The organism is Moorella sp. E308F, assembly GCF_006538365.1.
Lineage (GTDB): Bacteria > Bacillota > DSM-521 > Neomoorellales > Neomoorellaceae > Neomoorella.
Genome location: NZ_BJKN01000002.1, coordinates 133,885 through 149,681, shown reverse-complemented (window position 1 = coordinate 149,681; position 15,797 = coordinate 133,885). Strand labels below are relative to the sequence as shown.

General features: G+C 55.6%; 16 protein-coding genes. 2 read left to right on the top strand and 14 right to left on the bottom strand.

Annotated features, from left to right (window positions below; genetic code table 11):
* Positions 1–40: 40 nt before the first annotated feature.
* The 4 genes from E308F_RS07185 to E308F_RS07170 form a co-directional block, all read right to left on the bottom strand.
* On the bottom strand, positions 41–721 hold the full coding sequence (locus E308F_RS07185) for a metallophosphoesterase (protein WP_141264279.1): 681 nt from the start codon (positions 719–721) through the stop codon (positions 41–43).
* Positions 722–742: 21 nt separating this feature from the next.
* Positions 743–1,750, bottom strand: coding sequence for an isocitrate/isopropylmalate dehydrogenase family protein (locus E308F_RS07180; RefSeq protein ID WP_141264278.1), 1,008 nt, complete (start codon positions 1,748–1,750; stop codon positions 743–745).
* A 103-nt stretch (positions 1,751–1,853) separates the two neighbouring features.
* Entirely contained in the window at positions 1,854–2,516 is a 663-nt protein-coding gene (locus tag E308F_RS07175) for a coenzyme F420-0:L-glutamate ligase (RefSeq protein ID WP_141264277.1), read from the bottom strand.
* Positions 2,500–3,417 (bottom strand): N-acetylmuramoyl-L-alanine amidase, encoded by a 918-nt coding sequence (locus E308F_RS07170; protein WP_172613363.1) that lies wholly within the window; start codon positions 3,415–3,417, stop codon positions 2,500–2,502. Before E308F_RS07170 ends, E308F_RS07175 begins: the two co-directional genes overlap by 17 nt.
* Before the next feature lie 201 nt (positions 3,418–3,618).
* Between E308F_RS07170 and E308F_RS07165 the strand changes: the two genes are divergently transcribed.
* A complete protein-coding gene (locus tag E308F_RS07165; RefSeq protein WP_141264275.1) occupies positions 3,619–5,292 on the top strand; it encodes a hydantoinase/oxoprolinase family protein in 1,674 nt (557 codons plus the stop codon).
* Entirely contained in the window at positions 5,285–6,598 is a 1,314-nt protein-coding gene (locus tag E308F_RS07160) for a histone deacetylase family protein (protein ID WP_141265209.1), read from the top strand. The genes E308F_RS07165 and E308F_RS07160 overlap by 8 nt, the downstream gene beginning before the upstream one ends.
* A 40-nt stretch (positions 6,599–6,638) precedes the next feature.
* Here the strand turns inward: E308F_RS07160 and E308F_RS07155 are convergent, their stop codons facing one another.
* The 10 genes from E308F_RS07155 to E308F_RS07110 all read right to left on the bottom strand — a co-directional run bounded on the left by E308F_RS07155 (position 6,639) and on the right by E308F_RS07110 (position 15,797).
* Positions 6,639–7,001, bottom strand: coding sequence for a YraN family protein (locus tag E308F_RS07155; RefSeq protein WP_141264274.1), 363 nt, complete (start codon positions 6,999–7,001; stop codon positions 6,639–6,641).
* Between the two features lie 84 nt (positions 7,002–7,085).
* The gene (locus E308F_RS07150) at positions 7,086–8,516 is read right to left on the bottom strand and encodes an NADH-quinone oxidoreductase subunit N (RefSeq protein ID WP_141264273.1); all 1,431 of its coding nucleotides are present in this window, start codon (positions 8,514–8,516) and stop codon (positions 7,086–7,088) included.
* A complete protein-coding gene (locus E308F_RS07145) occupies positions 8,516–10,045 on the bottom strand; it encodes a complex I subunit 4 family protein (protein ID WP_141264272.1) in 1,530 nt (509 codons plus the stop codon). The genes E308F_RS07150 and E308F_RS07145 overlap by 1 nt, the downstream gene beginning before the upstream one ends.
* Positions 10,042–11,916, bottom strand: coding sequence for an NADH-quinone oxidoreductase subunit L (nuoL, locus tag E308F_RS07140; RefSeq protein ID WP_141264271.1), 1,875 nt, complete (start codon positions 11,914–11,916; stop codon positions 10,042–10,044). Before nuoL ends, E308F_RS07145 begins: the two co-directional genes overlap by 4 nt.
* 26 nt (positions 11,917–11,942) lie before the next feature.
* Positions 11,943–12,251, bottom strand: coding sequence for an NADH-quinone oxidoreductase subunit NuoK (nuoK, locus tag E308F_RS07135; RefSeq protein ID WP_141264270.1), 309 nt, complete (start codon positions 12,249–12,251; stop codon positions 11,943–11,945).
* Complete coding sequence (locus tag E308F_RS07130; RefSeq protein ID WP_141264269.1) at positions 12,248–12,754, bottom strand: NADH-quinone oxidoreductase subunit J family protein; 507 nt, start codon at positions 12,752–12,754, stop codon at positions 12,248–12,250. The genes nuoK and E308F_RS07130 overlap by 4 nt, the downstream gene beginning before the upstream one ends.
* Positions 12,747–13,151, bottom strand: coding sequence for a NuoI/complex I 23 kDa subunit family protein (locus tag E308F_RS07125; RefSeq protein WP_141264268.1), 405 nt, complete (start codon positions 13,149–13,151; stop codon positions 12,747–12,749). The genes E308F_RS07130 and E308F_RS07125 overlap by 8 nt, the downstream gene beginning before the upstream one ends.
* 1 nt (position 13,152) lies before the next feature.
* On the bottom strand, positions 13,153–14,193 hold the full coding sequence (gene nuoH / locus E308F_RS07120) for an NADH-quinone oxidoreductase subunit NuoH (RefSeq protein ID WP_172613874.1): 1,041 nt from the start codon (positions 14,191–14,193) through the stop codon (positions 13,153–13,155).
* 35 nt (positions 14,194–14,228) lie between these two features.
* Positions 14,229–15,344 (bottom strand): NADH-quinone oxidoreductase subunit D, encoded by a 1,116-nt coding sequence (locus tag E308F_RS07115; protein WP_141264266.1) that lies wholly within the window; start codon positions 15,342–15,344, stop codon positions 14,229–14,231.
* A gap of 3 nt (positions 15,345–15,347) precedes the next feature.
* Positions 15,348–15,797, bottom strand: coding sequence for an NADH-quinone oxidoreductase subunit C (locus E308F_RS07110; protein ID WP_141264265.1), 450 nt, complete (start codon positions 15,795–15,797; stop codon positions 15,348–15,350).

Sequence of the window (15,797 nt, the reverse complement as noted above, 5' to 3'; positions counted from 1 at the left end):
ACTCAGCGACCTGTCCACATAATATGGACAGGTCACCATTTTAACAGGATACCAGAACCGGGGTAAAATTCACATAGTCGGCAGCAACCAGGTGAAAGTTAATGCCCCACTCCTTCCCTGCCAGGGCTTTTTCCTGGTCAGCGCCGTGGAGGTGCCCGTAATAACAGTGACTGACACCATAGCTCTGCATTAGGCTTATAAAATCGGTCGCTTCACCACGACAGGCCGGGGGAAAATGCATCATCACGGCCAGGGGCTCTTCCCGGCGCAGCTTCTGCACACCATTCAGGGCCATCTCCAGGCGCAAAACTTCTCGCCGGTAAACTTTCCCATCCGTCTCTTCATTATATAGAGGGTGCTGGGGGACCAGCCAGCCCCGGGTGCCGCAGACGGCCATTCCGGCAATGATCTCCGGCTTTAAAAGGGCAAGATCCGCATCAAGGATGGCCGCCGCCATTTTACGCTCCGTCTGCCACCAGTAGTCGTGATTCCCCTTCAGGATGCGCTTGGACCCCGGCAGGGACTTGAGGAACTGCAGGTCGGGCAAGGCATCATCGAGGCGCATGCCCCAGCTGATATCTCCCAGGATTAAAACTGTATCCCCGGGGTTGACCACCCTCTGCCAGCGGGCCGCAAGCTTAGCCTGGTGGTTTTCCCATACCGGCCCAAACATAGCCATATCGCGACCCAGGTGCAGATCGGCTATGGCAAATAAGGCCACTCCTACCCCTCCACCAGGCAGCTACGCCTTCTCCAGCTGCCTTACAATAGCGTCGGCCATTTCGCTGGTACCGGCAGTGCCTCCCAGGTCATAGGTTAGGTATTTTCCTTCGGCCAGGACAGCCAGGATAGCCTTCTGAATCCTCGCGGCAGCTTCCTTTTCGCCTAAATGCTCCAGCATCATTACCCCGGAGAGGATGGTTGCCAGGGGGTTAACCTTGTTCTGGCCGGCATATTTGGGCGCACTGCCGTGGATGGGTTCAAAAACAGCCGCCCGGTCGCCGATATTCGCTCCCGGCGCCACCCCCAGGCCGCCTACCAGGCCGGCGCAGAGGTCGGAAAGGATATCACCGTAGAGGTTGGGCAGCACCAGGACATCATATTGTTCTGGTTTCTGCACCAGCTGCATGCTCAGGTTGTCCACAATACGGTCGTCGGCAGTTAGATCGGGGTAATCTTGAGCCACTTCATAAAAAGTCCGCAAGAAAAGGCCGTCGCTGAATTTCATGATATTGGCTTTGTGCCCGGCCGTCACCCTTTTCCTGCCGTTGCGGCGGGCATATTCAAAGGCTGCCCGGGCAATGCGTTCGGAACCTTTGCGGGTGATAATTTTAATACTTTCCGCTGCTTCCTCTCCTACCATATGTTCTATACCGGCATAGAGATCTTCCGTGTTCTCTCGAAAAATGACCAGGTCGACACCCTGGTAGCGGGAGGGTACATTGGGCAGGTTACGAGCCGGGCGAATATTGGCATAAAGGTCAAGTTCTTTCCGTAAAGCCACATTGACACTGCGAAAACCGGTGCCTACCGGCGTAGTAATAGGGCCTTTAAGGGCCACGCCGTTTTTACGAATGGAAGCCAGGGTTTCCTCTGGTAATACGCTGCCGTACTTCTCCTGGGCCGTCTCCCCGGCCGCCACGACTTCCCACTCAAGCTCGGCCCCGCTGGCATCCAGGACCCGCCGGGCCGCAGCAATCAGTTCCGGGCCGGTACCATCACCCGGTATCAGGGTAACCACATGCTTCAACTAAAGCCACCTCCAGAAAATCTCATTACCCCATTATTATACGTTCTCGTCCACTTGCAGGACAAGTAAAAAATCGCCCGTCATTGGGCGATTCTATGGCCATCTATCCCCTCATTTCCCGGCGCTTGAGGATAACTATGGGCGTCTGCTCATCTTCATTGCCAAAGGGATTATCCCTTAAAGCCTCAATTACTGCTTGCCTGTAACGCTTATCAGTGATGCTCAGGATGTCAACACACCCTTTATCATTGACATCGGCAATCACGGCTTCTGCACCGGTAGCCTTTTTAATACCCTGTACTAGCCGGCCCGGGTTTTTAGGTCCCATGACAATATGTCTCTCGTAGGGGTACATGGTACCGGCTATATCATCGATCAGGGCCAGCTCGCGCCCGGCTACAATGTAGAAAAGGCCCTTTTTCTTGATCAACCGGCCCACAGCAGCCGCGGCACAGCCGGCCAGGATGCGCGCTCTACCTGCTTCTTCAATGGCCAGCTGCATGGCCGGCGGCGTGGCGAGACTCCCGTCTTTACCGGGAAAACGGCTTAAAAAACGGGCCAGCCTCCCGGGGCGTACTGTTTCCGGTAAAATAGCCCGTCCCTGGCTAATGGCGACGACACTTTCCGCCAGGCAGATGACATCGCCGGGCGCAGCAATACCGGTACTATATTTTATGGCCAGGCTGACTATATCGTCGTTTTCGGTAATGATATGGGTGCGGATGGGTATTTTATAGAAGAATTTTTTCTCATTCTTCCCGGCCATAGGCATATTTCCCCCGCTGGAAATATTGTTTGATAGCTACAGCGGTAGCCAGGGCTACCTTCTGATGGAAATAGGGGTTGCGCAGCAAACCTTCATCGACCCAGTTGGTAATGGCTACCGGTTCCAGCTTTAAGCCGGGCACCTCCCCAAGGCAGGCCAGCTCCTCGTCTGCTTTAACTCCCCGTACCGGTGTCTTGACCCTGGCCACGATTCTCTCTAAAACCTTTGCCGCCAGTTCCTCATTACCCCGAAAAGCGGGATTATAAAGGACGGCCGTCCCTCGCTGGCATTCATCCTCTGCACCATGCTCGTGAATGCTGATAAAGCAAAAAGTAGCCGGGGTAACTTTCTGCAGGCGTTCCTGCCAGGAGGGGTTTTCCTCTGCCTGGCGGGTCCAGATCACCCGGGCTTTAAAACCCTCCATGACCCGCGCCAGTTCCAGGGCGGTCTTCCACGCCATATCCCGCTCCCAGAGATTGACCGGTCCCCGCCAGCCGCCATCGGTCCCCCCGTGGCCCGGATCGAGTATAATTAATTTATCCCGGTAAAATTCCTGCAGGGGCCGACGGCTGAAGCACAACACCACCCGGTAGGGTATACCTTCTACCACCGTCGACGTCGCCTGGACGGCCTCATCAAGGCTGATGTTAAAAGTAACCTGCCTTTCACCAGGCTCAACCGTTACTTCCCGGAGAATACCGTCCTGGATATAGAGGGGGCCGGGGTACATATTCAGGATGGCCCGGAGGGTCACCCGGCAGGTACCCGGTTCTGGATAGTCGATTGCCACGGGAGGCGGTGCAGTGGCTTCAATGGTAACGGTGCTGAACTGCTCTTCCCCCTCCAGCATTACCTTGCTATAGAAATTAGTCAGCCGGGCGGTGGCTGGCAACTTCTTCACCTCGCTAACAATGTTCGCAGGCAGGCGCAGAACCGCCCGCTATCATTCATATGCCAGGAGTGACCCGCAAATACTACCTTTATATTCTTTTAAAGCATTTTCAAAGTTAAACTCGTAAAACGCAGAAAATAATGGGCCGATAATGCATTATCCTTGCAACTCCCGGTTTAAAGTTCTAAAATAAACCTGGAGGCGAGGCAAATGTTTGTAGGACTGGATATGGGTGGCACCCACACCGATGCCGTCCTCATTGCCGGGGGCCGCATCCTGCGCCACTATAAAACAACTACCGACCAGGCGGACTACCTCGGCACTATTACCCGAGCCCTGGAAGCTGTCCTGGCCGGGATCGAACCCTCCGCAATAAAACGCCTCAATTTAAGCACAACTATTTGCACCAATGCCATCGTTACCGGCCGCACCAGCCCCGTAGGTTTGCTCCTGGAGCCGGGGCCGGGCTTAAATCCCGCCGTACTCGCCTGTGGCCAGAAAAACTTCATCCTCTCGGGGTCCATCGACCACCGCGGCCGCCCCACCAGCCCTCTGGTAGAAGCGGAGATTAAGGCTGCCGACAGGGAGCTGCAGCAGGCCGGCATCCGCCACCTGGCCATTGTCGGCAAGTTCTCAACCCGCAATCCGGAGCACGAACTCGGCATCAAGCAGGCCCTGTCCCCTGGCTACGATTTTATTACCATGGGCCACCGCCTGTCAGGCCGGTTAAACTTTCCCCGCCGGGTCTTCACCGCCTATCTGAACAGCGCCGTCGCCGCTACCTATAGTTCCTTTGCGGCTGCCATTGAAACTTTTACTGCCAGAAAGAATTTACCCTTTGCTCCCTATATTTTAAAGGCCGACGGCGGCACCCTCTCCCTGGAGGCCTCGCGGGCCTTACCTGTTGAAACCATCCTTTCCGGCCCTGCGGCCAGCGTCATGGGCGCCCTGGCCCTGGTGCCAGCTCAGCAAGATGCTATCATCCTGGATATAGGCGGAACAACCACTGATATTGCTTTCCTGGCCGGCGGTGTGCCCCTCTATGAACCCACCGGCATAAGCCTTGCCGGCTACCCCACCCTGGTGCGCGCGCTGTTCAGCTACTCCCTGGGTCTGGGGGGCGACAGCTGCCTGCGGGTAAAGGAGGGGCGTTTAACCATCGGCCCCGACCGCCAGGGGCCGGCCCGGGCCCTGGGGGGCCCGGCCGTGACCCCTACCGACGCCCTCATTACCCTGGGTCGCCTGGACCTAGGGGATAAGGCCGCCGCCCGCCAGGGCATAGCCGAATTGGGCGATAAACTGGGACTTAGTACACTGAATATGGCCGCAGCGATTTTGCAGCAAATGGCGGGGGAAATTGCCCGGCAGTGTCGGACCCTGCTGGATAAAATCAACAGCCGGCCGGTCTACACCGTCCGCGAAGTGCTGGAAGGTAAACAATTACAGCCCGCCCAGGTGATTGTCATTGGCGCCCCGGCGCCCATACTGGCGGCCGAGCTGGAAGCTGCTTTCGGCCTCCCGGTCACCGTCCCCAACCTGGCCGGGGTGGCCAATGCCATCGGGGCAGCTTTAAGCCAGCCCACTACGGAATTGACCCTCCTGGCCGATACCGAACAGGGACTGCTAACTGTTCCCGAAGAGGGCATCCGGGAAAAGATCCCTGCCGGCTACAACCTGGAGCGGGCCCGTACCCGCGCCCTGGAGCTTTTGCGCGGGCGTCTTTTGCGCCTGACCCCGGAAGCGGCCGGCACCGAGCTGGAAGTAGTGGAAGAACAAGCCTTTAATATGGTTTCCGGTTTTTATACAACCGGTAAAAATATCCGGGTAAAAGTTCAGGTTAAACCCCGGGTCACTCCGCTGAAGGGAGATGGGGATGATGTATAAAGCCGCCCGCCGCCTGGGCCTGGTCTTCTTCCCGGCCTTTGACTGGGCCATCAGCCCTACCCACCCGGAACGGGAAGAGCGGCTCCTCTATACCCAGGACCAGGTCCTGGAAGAAGGCATCCTGGATATCGACGGCATCTATGAATACCGCCCCCGCCTGGCTGCCATAGCCGATGTGGAAAGGGTGCACGTCTGTGTCCCTGATGTCATGTCCCGGATCACCGAATCCCACCTGATAGCCGCCGGCGGCGCTATCGTGGCTGCTGAAGCCGTCCTCAAAGGTGAGGTGGATAAAGCCTTTGCCATCGTCCGGCCGCCGGGACACCATGCCATGCGCATCGTCCACGGCGCCCGTGGCTTCTGCAATATTAATATAGAAGCCATTATGATCGAATATATCCGCCGTCATTATGGTAAAAAGCGCATCGCCATTGTGGATACCGACTGCCACCACGGCGACGGCAGCCAGGACATCTACTGGCATGATCCAGACACCCTTTATATTTCTTTACACCAGGACGGGCGTACCCTCTACCCCGGCACCGGCTTCTTAAATGAGTTCGGGGGACCGAACGCCTTCGGCTATAATTTAAACCTGCCCCTGCCGCCCGAGACAGGCGAAGAAGGTTTCCTCTACGCCCTGGAACATTTCATCCTGCCCGTCCTGGCCGATTTTAAACCCGATCTGGTCATCAATTCCGCCGGCCAGGATAACCATTATACCGATCCCATCACCAACATGCGTTTTTCCGCCCGGGGTTATGCCCGCCTGAATGACCGCCTGCAGCCGGACATTGCCGTCTTAGAAGGCGGCTACTCCATCGAAGGCGCCCTGCCCTATGTCAATGTAGGGATTATTCTGGCCCTGGCTGGACTCGATTATTCCGGCATTCTGGAGCCTGACTACAACCCGGCCAGGGTGGCCCAGTCTTCCCGGGTCAGCGACTACATCGCCCGCCTGTGCGAAGAAACCTACCAGGCCTGGCAGCAGCGGGAAACATTGCGGGCTGAATATGTCCGGGATAAAAAAGAAATCAGCCGCCGGCGCCAGATCTATTACGACACCGAGGGGCTGATGGAAACCCAGGAAGAAACAACGCTCGTATGTGATTCTTGCGGCGGGCTCACCTGGATCGACTCGCGAACCGACCGGGGCAGCCACATCCTGGCTATCTTTATCCCCCGCGAGGCCTGCCCCCGCTGCCAGGAAGAAGGCCACGCCCTCTTTGAACGCGCCTCCGCCGAGTCGTACAGGGACGGTATTTACCTCCAGGACCGGGTCCAGGACCTGTTATTAAAGAAATAAATCTGTAATTAAAAAGCCAGGGGTTACCCTGGCTTTACATTTAAAACGCTCCTTTAATAATTTCTATCTCCCTCACTCTCTCCTGCCGGTCCAGCCAAACCGCCACCACATCAAAACGACAGGGGCGGTTGCTCAAACCATGCCCGCTAAGGTAATAGGCCGCCAGGCGGCGCAGGCGCATTTGCTTGCGGGCGTCAACTGACTCCTGGGGTGTACCGAAGGTAGCTGTCGAACGGGTGCGTACCTCGACAAAAACAACTGCCTCGCCGTCGGCAGCAATAATGTCTATTTCCCCCAGGGGGCAGCGGTAATTACGCGCCAGCAGCCGGTAGCCGCTGCGCTCTAAATAGGCAGCGGCGGCCGCCTCGCCTCGCTGGCCGCGCCGCCGCCGCGCCACAGTCATGCTGGCTCACCTCGCCTTGAGGGCTAAAGGCTGAAGCCCTGTAAACGTTTCACCTGTTCAATGAGATCGCTAAGATGGGAAGCCTCAGGGCATAAAAAAGGCTACCGCCGAGTTCATGGCATAATTGGTCAGGGGTGTCGGGTAAATCCCCAGGAGGAAGAGGACTAGCAGAGACACTATCATGGCTACCTGGAGGCCGGGAGCTACCCGCACCGGCCGGCTCCCCTCCGGCGGGTTACCCAGGTACATGGCCTTGGCCACCAGCAGGTAGTAGTAGACAGAGACCATGCTCATAAGGATACCGAGGATGGCCAGCCAGATATAACCCTGGGATATAATGGCCATAAACAGGTAAAACTTGCCGACAAAGCCGGCCATGGGCGGTATCCCCGCCAGGGACAGCAGGGAAAAAAGCATTACCGCCGCCACCAGGGGCGAACGCCTGGCCAGGCCGGCATAATCCCTTATCTCATCGCTCCCATCGGTGTTGTAGAAAGCCGTGGCTGCCATAAAAGCGCCCATGTTGCCGAAGACGTAGAGCATGGCATAGTACATGATAGCCCCTATACCTAAGATCGAGAAGGATACAACACCCAGGAGCAGGTAGCCGGCCTGGGAAATGCTGGAATAGGCCAGCAGCCGCTTGATATTGGTCTGGGGAATGGCCACGAGATTCCCCAGGACCATGGTCAGCACTGCCAGGGCAATAAAGAGCTGCACCCAGAAGTTGTGCAGGTCCGGCAGGGCGCCAAAAAACACCCGTACCAGGGCGGCAAAACCGGCGGCCTTGGAGGCAACCGATAAGAAACCCGTTACCGGCGTCGGTGCCCCTTCATAAACATCGGGAGACCACATGTGAAAGGGTACGGCCGTTACCTTAAAAGCAAAGCCGGCCAAAAGAAAGATGGTTCCCAGGAGGAGGGCCGGGCTGGCGCCACCGGCCGCAACTGCCTGGCCTATCTCCTTGATTACCGTGCTCCCGCTGGCCCCATAGACCAGGCTCAAGCCGTACAGGAGAATGGCCGAGGACATGGCCCCTAGCAGGACGTACTTGATACCTGCTTCGGCCGATTTGGCATCATCCAGGCGATAGGCGGCCAGGATGCAGAAAGTAATGGTCATCAGCTCCAGGCCCAGATAAAGGCTGATCAGCTCGCCGGAAGAAGCCAGGACCATCATCCCCAGGGTGGCCAGCACCAGCAAAGCATAATATTCTCCCTGGTTAAAGCCCATCTTTTCTACATATTCAAAAGAACAAACTGCAGTCAGCAGAGCCGCGGCCAGGAATAAGACTTTAAAATAGGTGCCAAAGGGGTCGATAACATAACCGCCCAGAACTACCCCGCTGGCATCCCGCATGCTGAAAGCTACCACCATCAGGCCGGCCAGGCCGGCGGCTGCTACATAGCCAATACCCCGGCGGTCGTTTTTGGGTACCAGAAGGCCTAAAGCCAGCAGCCCCAGGCCTAAAGCCGCCGTCAATATTTCCACCGTTAGTAGCTGCAGACTAGCCATTAAAAGATACCCCCAATCGCCTTCGCAGCTTCTATTTTAGCTACGAGCGGGGCTACGCCGCTGTTAATCATGTCAATCTGAAGGGAAGGCAGCAAGCCAAAGAGGATCAGGGTGGCCACTAATACAACAATGGGCACCATCTCCACCCCGCGGGCATCTTCCAGGTGATCCCATTCGTGTTTCCGCGGGCCAAAGAAGGTGTTCTTGACCACCCGCAATACATAGGTGGCCGTGATGACTATACCGGAGATGGCCAGTATCGAGAGGATGCGGTACGAGAGAACACCGCCCAGCAAAGACTGCTCCCTGGTGAAGGAGCCGATGAAAATGAGAAACTCGGCCACAAAGTTGTTAAGTCCCGGGAGGCCCAGGGAGGCCAGGCCGCCGATAAGGAAGCCGGCTGCTACCCGCGGCATCTGGTGGGCCAGGCCGCCAAAGCGGGCGATTTCCCTGGTATGGGCCTTGTGGTAAACATTACCCACCAGGGCAAAGAAGAGGGCCGTCATGATACCGTGGGCAAACATCTGGGCTACCGCCCCGTTCAGGCTTAAAGTGTTAAGGGCTGCTATCCCCAAAAGAACGTAGCCCATATGGCTGACGCTGCTATAGCCGATAACAAACTTGAGGTCTTTCTGGACCATGGCAATCATGGCCCCGTAGACCACATTCACTATACAGAGAACGGCAATGAGGGGCGCCCAGTATTTGGCTCCTTCCGGGAAGAGGAAAAGGCCCACCCGGATGAGACCGTAGGCTCCCAGCTTCATCAAGACACCGGCGTGGAGCATACTGACAGCCGTCGGAGCGGCCACATGGCCGTCCGGTGACCACAGATGCAGGGGCCAGATAGGCACCAGCACCCCAAAGCCGATTAACATCAAGAAGAAAACAAATTTCTGGAAGCCCAGGTCATACTTCACCGTGGCCAGGGTCTGGATGTCGAAGGTGGCATGGCCTAGCTGCTGCGCAGCGTACAGGAAGGTGGCAATAATACCAATCAGGGCAAAAGCGCTGCCGACCAGGAGGTAAAGGGTCAGCTTCATGGCCGCGTACTCTTTCCTGGTGCTGCCCCAGATGCCTATTAAAAGGTACATGGGGATCACCGCTACCTCAAAGAAGAGGTAAAAGAAAAAGAGATCGCGGCTGATGAAGACCCCGAAAACCCCCGTCACCAGCATTAACAGGAAAATGAAGAATTCCTTCACCCGTTTGGTCATATCCCAGGAGGCAAAGACGCCGGTGAAGATGACGATGGCCGTCAGCAGTACCATAGGCATACTTAACCCGTCGACACCGACGGAGTAATTAATGCCGAAGGACGGAACCCAGGGAACATCCTGAAGGAATTGCAGGCCCCCCCGGCCGTAATCATAGAGTACGTAAGCCAGGATGGCCAGCACCAGGGAAACAAAGGTGGCCACAGCGGCGGTGATTTTGATGGTCAACTCTTCCTTTTCCGGGATTAGCAGGATCAGGAGCAGACCCACCACTGGGGCCAACATAATGGCCGTCAAGATGGGAAAATTCACTGGATCACACCTCCTAACACCGGTGACGCCATCCAGAGGGCAATAATCACTACGGCGGTAAAGATGACCAGGGCATAGGTCTGCAGATTCCCCGTCTGGAGGAGGCGGAGTTTCCGGCCCGAGATACGGGTCATATCGCCAACACCGTCAAAGATGCCGTCAACTACATGACGGTCGTGCCAGTTAAAGGCTTCCGACAGCCCCAAAACAACGCGGCGGAAAAGCCACATATAGATTTCGTCGATATAAAATTTGTTTACCAGCAACGTATAGATGCTGCGATAACGGTTAGCCAGTTTTTCCGGCACGTCGCTGGGACGGCCATAGAAGAGCCAGGCCAGACCGATACCCGCCAGGGCGACGAGTACGGAAATGAGCATGACGGCATAATTGGGCTCAACGTGATGGGGCTCGCCGTAATAAACAAAGGTACTGAAGCCGTGTTCGGTGAAGGGCGTACCCACGAAACCGACTACCACCGTAAGCACGGCCAGGATAATGAGGGGCACGGTCATAGTTAAAGGCGACTCATGGCCGTGTAGCCCGGCGCGCCGGTCGCCAAAGAAGGCCACGAAGATCAGGCGGAACATATAAAAAGCCGTCAGGAAGGCCACCAGGGTGCCCAGGATATAAAGGCCGGTAAAGCCGTGGTCAAAGGTTGCGGCCAGAATCTCATCCTTGCTCCAGAAACCCGCCAGGGGCGGTAACCCGGCCAGGGCTAAAGCCGCAAGGATAAAGGTGCCGGCGGTAATCTTCATATCCTTGTATAAACCACCCATGCGGAAAATATCCTGTTCTTCCAAAGCATGAATCACACTGCCGGCTCCCAGGAAGAGAAGGGCTTTAAAGAAGGCATGGGTCATGAGATGGAACATGCCGGCCGTCATGCTGCCTACGCCCATGGCCATGACCATGTAACCCAGCTGGCTCATGGTAGAGTAGGCAAGTATCCGCTTGATGTCCCGCTGGGCAACGGCAATGGTGGCTGAGAATAAAGCCGTAAAGCCGCCTACATAGGCCACCAGGAGCATAACCCCCGGCAGGCTGGCAAAGAGGACAAAAGCCCGCGCCAGTAAATAGACACCGGCAGCCACCATGGTCGCGGCATGGATCAGGGCGCTCACCGGCGTGGGGCCTTCCATGGCATCAGGCAGCCAGACATGGAGGGGAAACTGGGCCGACTTGCCGATGGGGCCGATAAATACCAGGGCCGCCGCCAGGGCTAAAAAGCCCGTATTTTGATAGCCGGGAATGGCCTCTGCCAGTTCCCGGAAATTAAAGGTCCCAAACATGGCAAAGAGGAAGAAAAAGCCCAGCATAAAGCCAAAATCGGCCACCCGGTTGGTTACAAACGCTTTCAAGCCCGCCCGGGCTGCCGCGTGTTTATGATAGTAAAAACCGATAAGGAGGTAAGAACAGAGTCCCACCAATTCCCAGAAGAAAAAGATCATAAAGTAGTTATTGGCCAGGACCAGTCCCAGCATGGAGGCACTGAAAAGGGAGAGATAGCTAAAGAAATTAGAAAATCCCGGGTCACCGTGCATATAGCCTACTGAGTAAATTTCTACCAGCAGGGCCACCAGGGTAACTACCAAAAGCATTACTGCAGTCAAGGGGTCAATTAATATCCCGGCTTCAATCTTTAAAAGTCCCGGGATCTGCAGCCACGGGACAGCATATTCCACCGGCTTCTCCATGGTTACACCCAGGAGGAAAACTTGCCGTAATACTCCTACGGCCATGACAAAGCTGGCCGCAATGGCGGCAATAGCCACCAGGGCGCTTAAAAGGCGCACTTTACGCGTGAGAAAAATAATGATAGGAAAAGCAATAGCGGGAAAAACAGGTATCAACCAAGCATATTTGATCACGGGATATCACCTGCCTTATTGACGAATTACCATTTGAGCCAGTCAAGGTCATCCACGTTGCTGTCCAGGCGCCGACGGTAGATATTTAAGACCAGAGCCAGGCCGACGGCTACCTCGGCTGCGGCCACGACAATGACAAAAATGGCAAAGATCTGGCCTGTCACCCGGGCCGGCTCCAGGAAATGGTTAAAAGCCACCAGATTAATATTGACCGCATTGAGCATGAGTTCAATTCCCATTAAAACAGCGACGGCATTTCTCTTGGCCAGGGCACCAAAGAGGCCGATGCAGAAAAGCAGGCCCCCCAGGGCCAGGTAGTGATTTAAGGTAATCACTGGTCCTGTTTCCCTCCCCTCGCCAGGAGAATAGCTCCTACCATGGCCACCAGTAAGAGCACGGCCGCTATTTCAAAGGGGAGGGCAAACGGGCCCAAAAAAGCCTCGGCAATAGCTCCGACATTACCTGCCGGAGCCTGGCCGGGAGTAGCCACCCAGTATATGCGGGCTGTTGCCAGGGTGATTACGATAAACAGGGCCAGGGAAACAACGGCCGCCGCCAGGTAATTGACATTAAACAGGTTGCTGGCCCGGATGTCGCCCCGCCGGGTCAGCATAATGGCAAATACAATTAGAACGGCAATAGCACCGGCATAGACCAGGAGCTGCACGGCCGCCAGGAACTCGGCGCCTAGCAAGATATAGAGCCCGGCAACGCCGGCAAAGGTTAAAACCAGGTACAGGGCGCTGTGCACAATATTTTTTAATATGACTACGGCCAGGGCGGAAGCGGTAATAATCGCCGCCAGCAGCCAGAAGAAAAGGGCAGTTATATCAGGCACCTTTTTTCACCTCCGCTGCCGGGCCGGCCAGCAAATCATGTTCGGTATCCTCATAACGATAGCAGGCCAGCTCAAAATCGGGCTGCCAGTGCAGGGCGTCCTGGGGACAGCTTTCTACACACAGGCCGCAGAAGAGACACTGGCCAAATTTCACCCGGTAACCGGTAAGCCTGCGTTTCTTCTGCTCATCGCGCTCGCTCTCGATAGTTATGGCATGGTTGGGGCAGGCGCTGGCGCACAGGCCACAGGCAATACACTTCTCCCTGTCCAGGCGAAAGGAACCGTGGGAAGCCGGGGGCAGGTTGGGCCGCCGTTCCGGATACTGTTCTGTTAAGGCCTTGCCAAAAAAGAAGTGCCAGGTAATACTTAAACCCTTTAATAAACCTTGCCCGAACATCCTACCACCTCCCCAGGGTCAGCAGCTGGTAAACCTTAATTCCCACGCCGGTCACCAGGATGTTGGCCAGGGACAGAGGTAACAATACCTTCCAATTAAAGCTCAACAGGTGGTCGATGCGAATGCGGGGAAAGGTCCAGCGCACCCACATAAAGATGAAAATCATAATATAGACTTTAATGAGGAACCATAACCACGAGGGCAGCCACGGTCCGTGCCAGCCCCCGAGGAAAAGGGTTACCGCCAGGGCGGAAACGCTGACCAGGTTGGCATACTCCGAGAGATAAAAGAGGGCGTAGCGCATGCCGGTGTATTCCGTATAGGGGCCGGCGATGATCTCCTGCTCCCCTTCCACCAGGTCAAAGGGGGCGCGGTTTACTTCCGCTGTGGCCGCAATAAAGTAAATAAGGAAAGCCAAAGGCTGGAGCAGGATATACCAGATCTTTTCCTGGGCCGCCACTATCTGGGAAGTCTGCAGGGACCCGGCCAGCATAATTACCCCCAGGATGGAAAAGGTCAGGGGGATTTCATAGCTTACCATTTGGGCCACGCAGCGCATACTCCCCAGCAGGGCGTATTTATTGTTGGCCCCCCAGCCGCCCATTAAAATGGCAATAGTTGTGGTCGAGGCCACTGCCAGGAAGTAAAAGACACCAATATTCAAATCAACAGGGATCATCCCTTTGCCAAAGGGGATGATGGCATAGACCATGACCGCCGGGATAAAGATTATTACCGGCGCAATAATAAAAACCCATTTATCAGCCCCGCGGGGTATAATATCCTCCTTGCCCAGGAGCTTTACAGCATCGGCTACCGACTGGAGGAGCCCACGGGGGCCCAGGCGGTTGGGCCCGAGCCGCTGCTGCATATAAGCGCTTACCTTCCGTTCCAGGTAAATCAAATAAATGGCATTAAGAAAGATAAAGGCTAGGACACCCACCAGGTACAGGAGGCCCATCCCCAAGGTCTGGACCCACGGCGGTGCCCCGGCAAGCAGCCCCTTTAAATAGGCGGCTATGCCAGTAAATATATTTTCCATAACCATCTATCCTCTCCCTTAAGCAAAACTCCCGATCACCGGTCAACCTCACCCAGAACAATATCAATGGAAGCAAGGTTGACAACAAAATCCTGGATATTACCGCCTTCGGCTATTTTGGGTAGAGAGCCTAAATTAACAAAGGACGGGCTGTGAATGTGCAGGCGGTAGGGCTTATTGCCGCCGTCGCTTACGAGATAAAAGCCCAAAATTCCTTTAGCACCCTCGATCTGGTGGTAAACTTCTCCCCTGGGCGGTTTAATTACCCGGGGCACTTTGGCCATTACCGGCCCCTCGGGGAGCCCTGCCATGGCCTGGCGGATGATGCGGGCGCTCTGTTCCATCTCCAAAAGGCGAATAACAAAGCGGTCGTAGCTATCCCCGTTGTTTAAAGTGGGGATATCGAATTCGAACCGATCATAAATACCATACGGCCGCGCTTTGCGCAAATCAAAGGGCAGCCCGCAGGCGCGTAAGTTCGGCCCTGTGATACCATAGGCCAGGGCTGTCTCCAGATCAATCCTGCCCACACCCCGGCAACGAGCCTTAAAAATTTCATTCCCGGTAATCAAGCCGTTCACTTCCGCGATTAACTGGGGCAAATCATCTAAAAAAGCTTCCAGGGCCGGCAAGAAGCCCGGCGGAATATCGGCAGCCACGCCGCCGATGCGCATATAGCTCACCGTCAGGCGCGAACCACAAGTCATCTCAAAGAGATCTAATATCCGCTCCCTTTCCCGGAAAGGGGGAAACCATGCCGTCCAACCGGACACATCCAGGGCCATGGAAGCAACCATGATCAGGTGGCTAGCTATTCTGGACAGCTCGGCCATGATAATGCGCAGGTACTCGGCCCGCTCCGGCACCTCTATCCCCATCAGTTTTTCCACCGTCTGGACATAACCCAGGTTGTTCAGCATCCCGGCCAGGTAATCAAGGCGGTCAGTGTAGGGGATGATCTGGGTGTAGGTGCGGTCCTCCGCCAGCTTTTCTATACCCCGGTGCAAATAACCAATAATATTTTCAACCTTGACTACTTTTTCACCATCCAGGGTTAAAAGGGCCCGGTAAACACCATGGGTACTGGGGTGTTGGGGGCCCATATTGAGCTCGATTTCCTGGGTCTGCAAATCTTCCCTGGCAACGGCCATGACCTATTCCCTCCCTTCTTCGGCATTTAACTGGAAATCCTTGCGCAAAGGATGGCCGCTAAAATCATCGGGACAGAGGATCCTTTTCAGGTTGGGGTGCCCTTTAAAAATGACCCCCATTAGATCATAGACTTCCCGTTCCTGTACTTCCGCTGCCGGCCAGATAGCAGTCAGCGAAGGAACTTCCGGGTGCTGGCGGTTGAGGTTCACCTTGACCCTTAGCTCCTTTGCTTCCGGCACGGCTAATAAATGGTATACCATTTCTATCCGGTCTTCATCTTTGTAATCTACAGCCGTCAGGTCGGTCAAAAAATTATAACCCCGTCTCTCCTTTAACTCCTTCATTACCGCCAGCAGCCGGTCGGCCGGTACAACCAGGGCTGGCATATCAACACCTTCCTCCCCGTGAACTCCAGGGAAGAGGCCCTGCAATTCTTCAATTAACGCGGTCAT

Excerpts from the sequence above, each read along its gene's own strand:
- E308F_RS07175 (WP_141264277.1), bottom strand. The coding sequence starts at position 2,516 with ATGGCCGGGAAGAATGAGAAAAAATTCTTCTATAAAATACCCATCCGC.
- E308F_RS07165 (WP_141264275.1), top strand. The coding sequence starts at position 3,619 with ATGTTTGTAGGACTGGATATGGGTGGCACCCACACCGATGCCGTCCTC.
- E308F_RS07160 (WP_141265209.1), top strand. The coding sequence starts at position 5,285 with ATGTATAAAGCCGCCCGCCGCCTGGGCCTGGTCTTCTTCCCGGCCTTT.
- E308F_RS07155 (WP_141264274.1), bottom strand. The coding sequence starts at position 7,001 with ATGACTGTGGCGCGGCGGCGGCGCGGCCAGCGAGGCGAGGCGGCCGCC.
- E308F_RS07150 (WP_141264273.1), bottom strand. The coding sequence starts at position 8,516 with ATGGCTAGTCTGCAGCTACTAACGGTGGAAATATTGACGGCGGCTTTA.
- E308F_RS07125 (WP_141264268.1), bottom strand. The coding sequence starts at position 13,151 with ATGTTCGGGCAAGGTTTATTAAAGGGTTTAAGTATTACCTGGCACTTC.
- nuoH (WP_172613874.1), bottom strand. The coding sequence starts at position 14,193 with ATGGAAAATATATTTACTGGCATAGCCGCCTATTTAAAGGGGCTGCTT.
- E308F_RS07115 (WP_141264266.1), bottom strand. The coding sequence starts at position 15,344 with ATGGCCGTTGCCAGGGAAGATTTGCAGACCCAGGAAATCGAGCTCAAT.
- E308F_RS07110 (WP_141264265.1), bottom strand. The coding sequence starts at position 15,797 with ATGACCGCGTTAATTGAAGAATTGCAGGGCCTCTTCCCTGGAGTTCAC.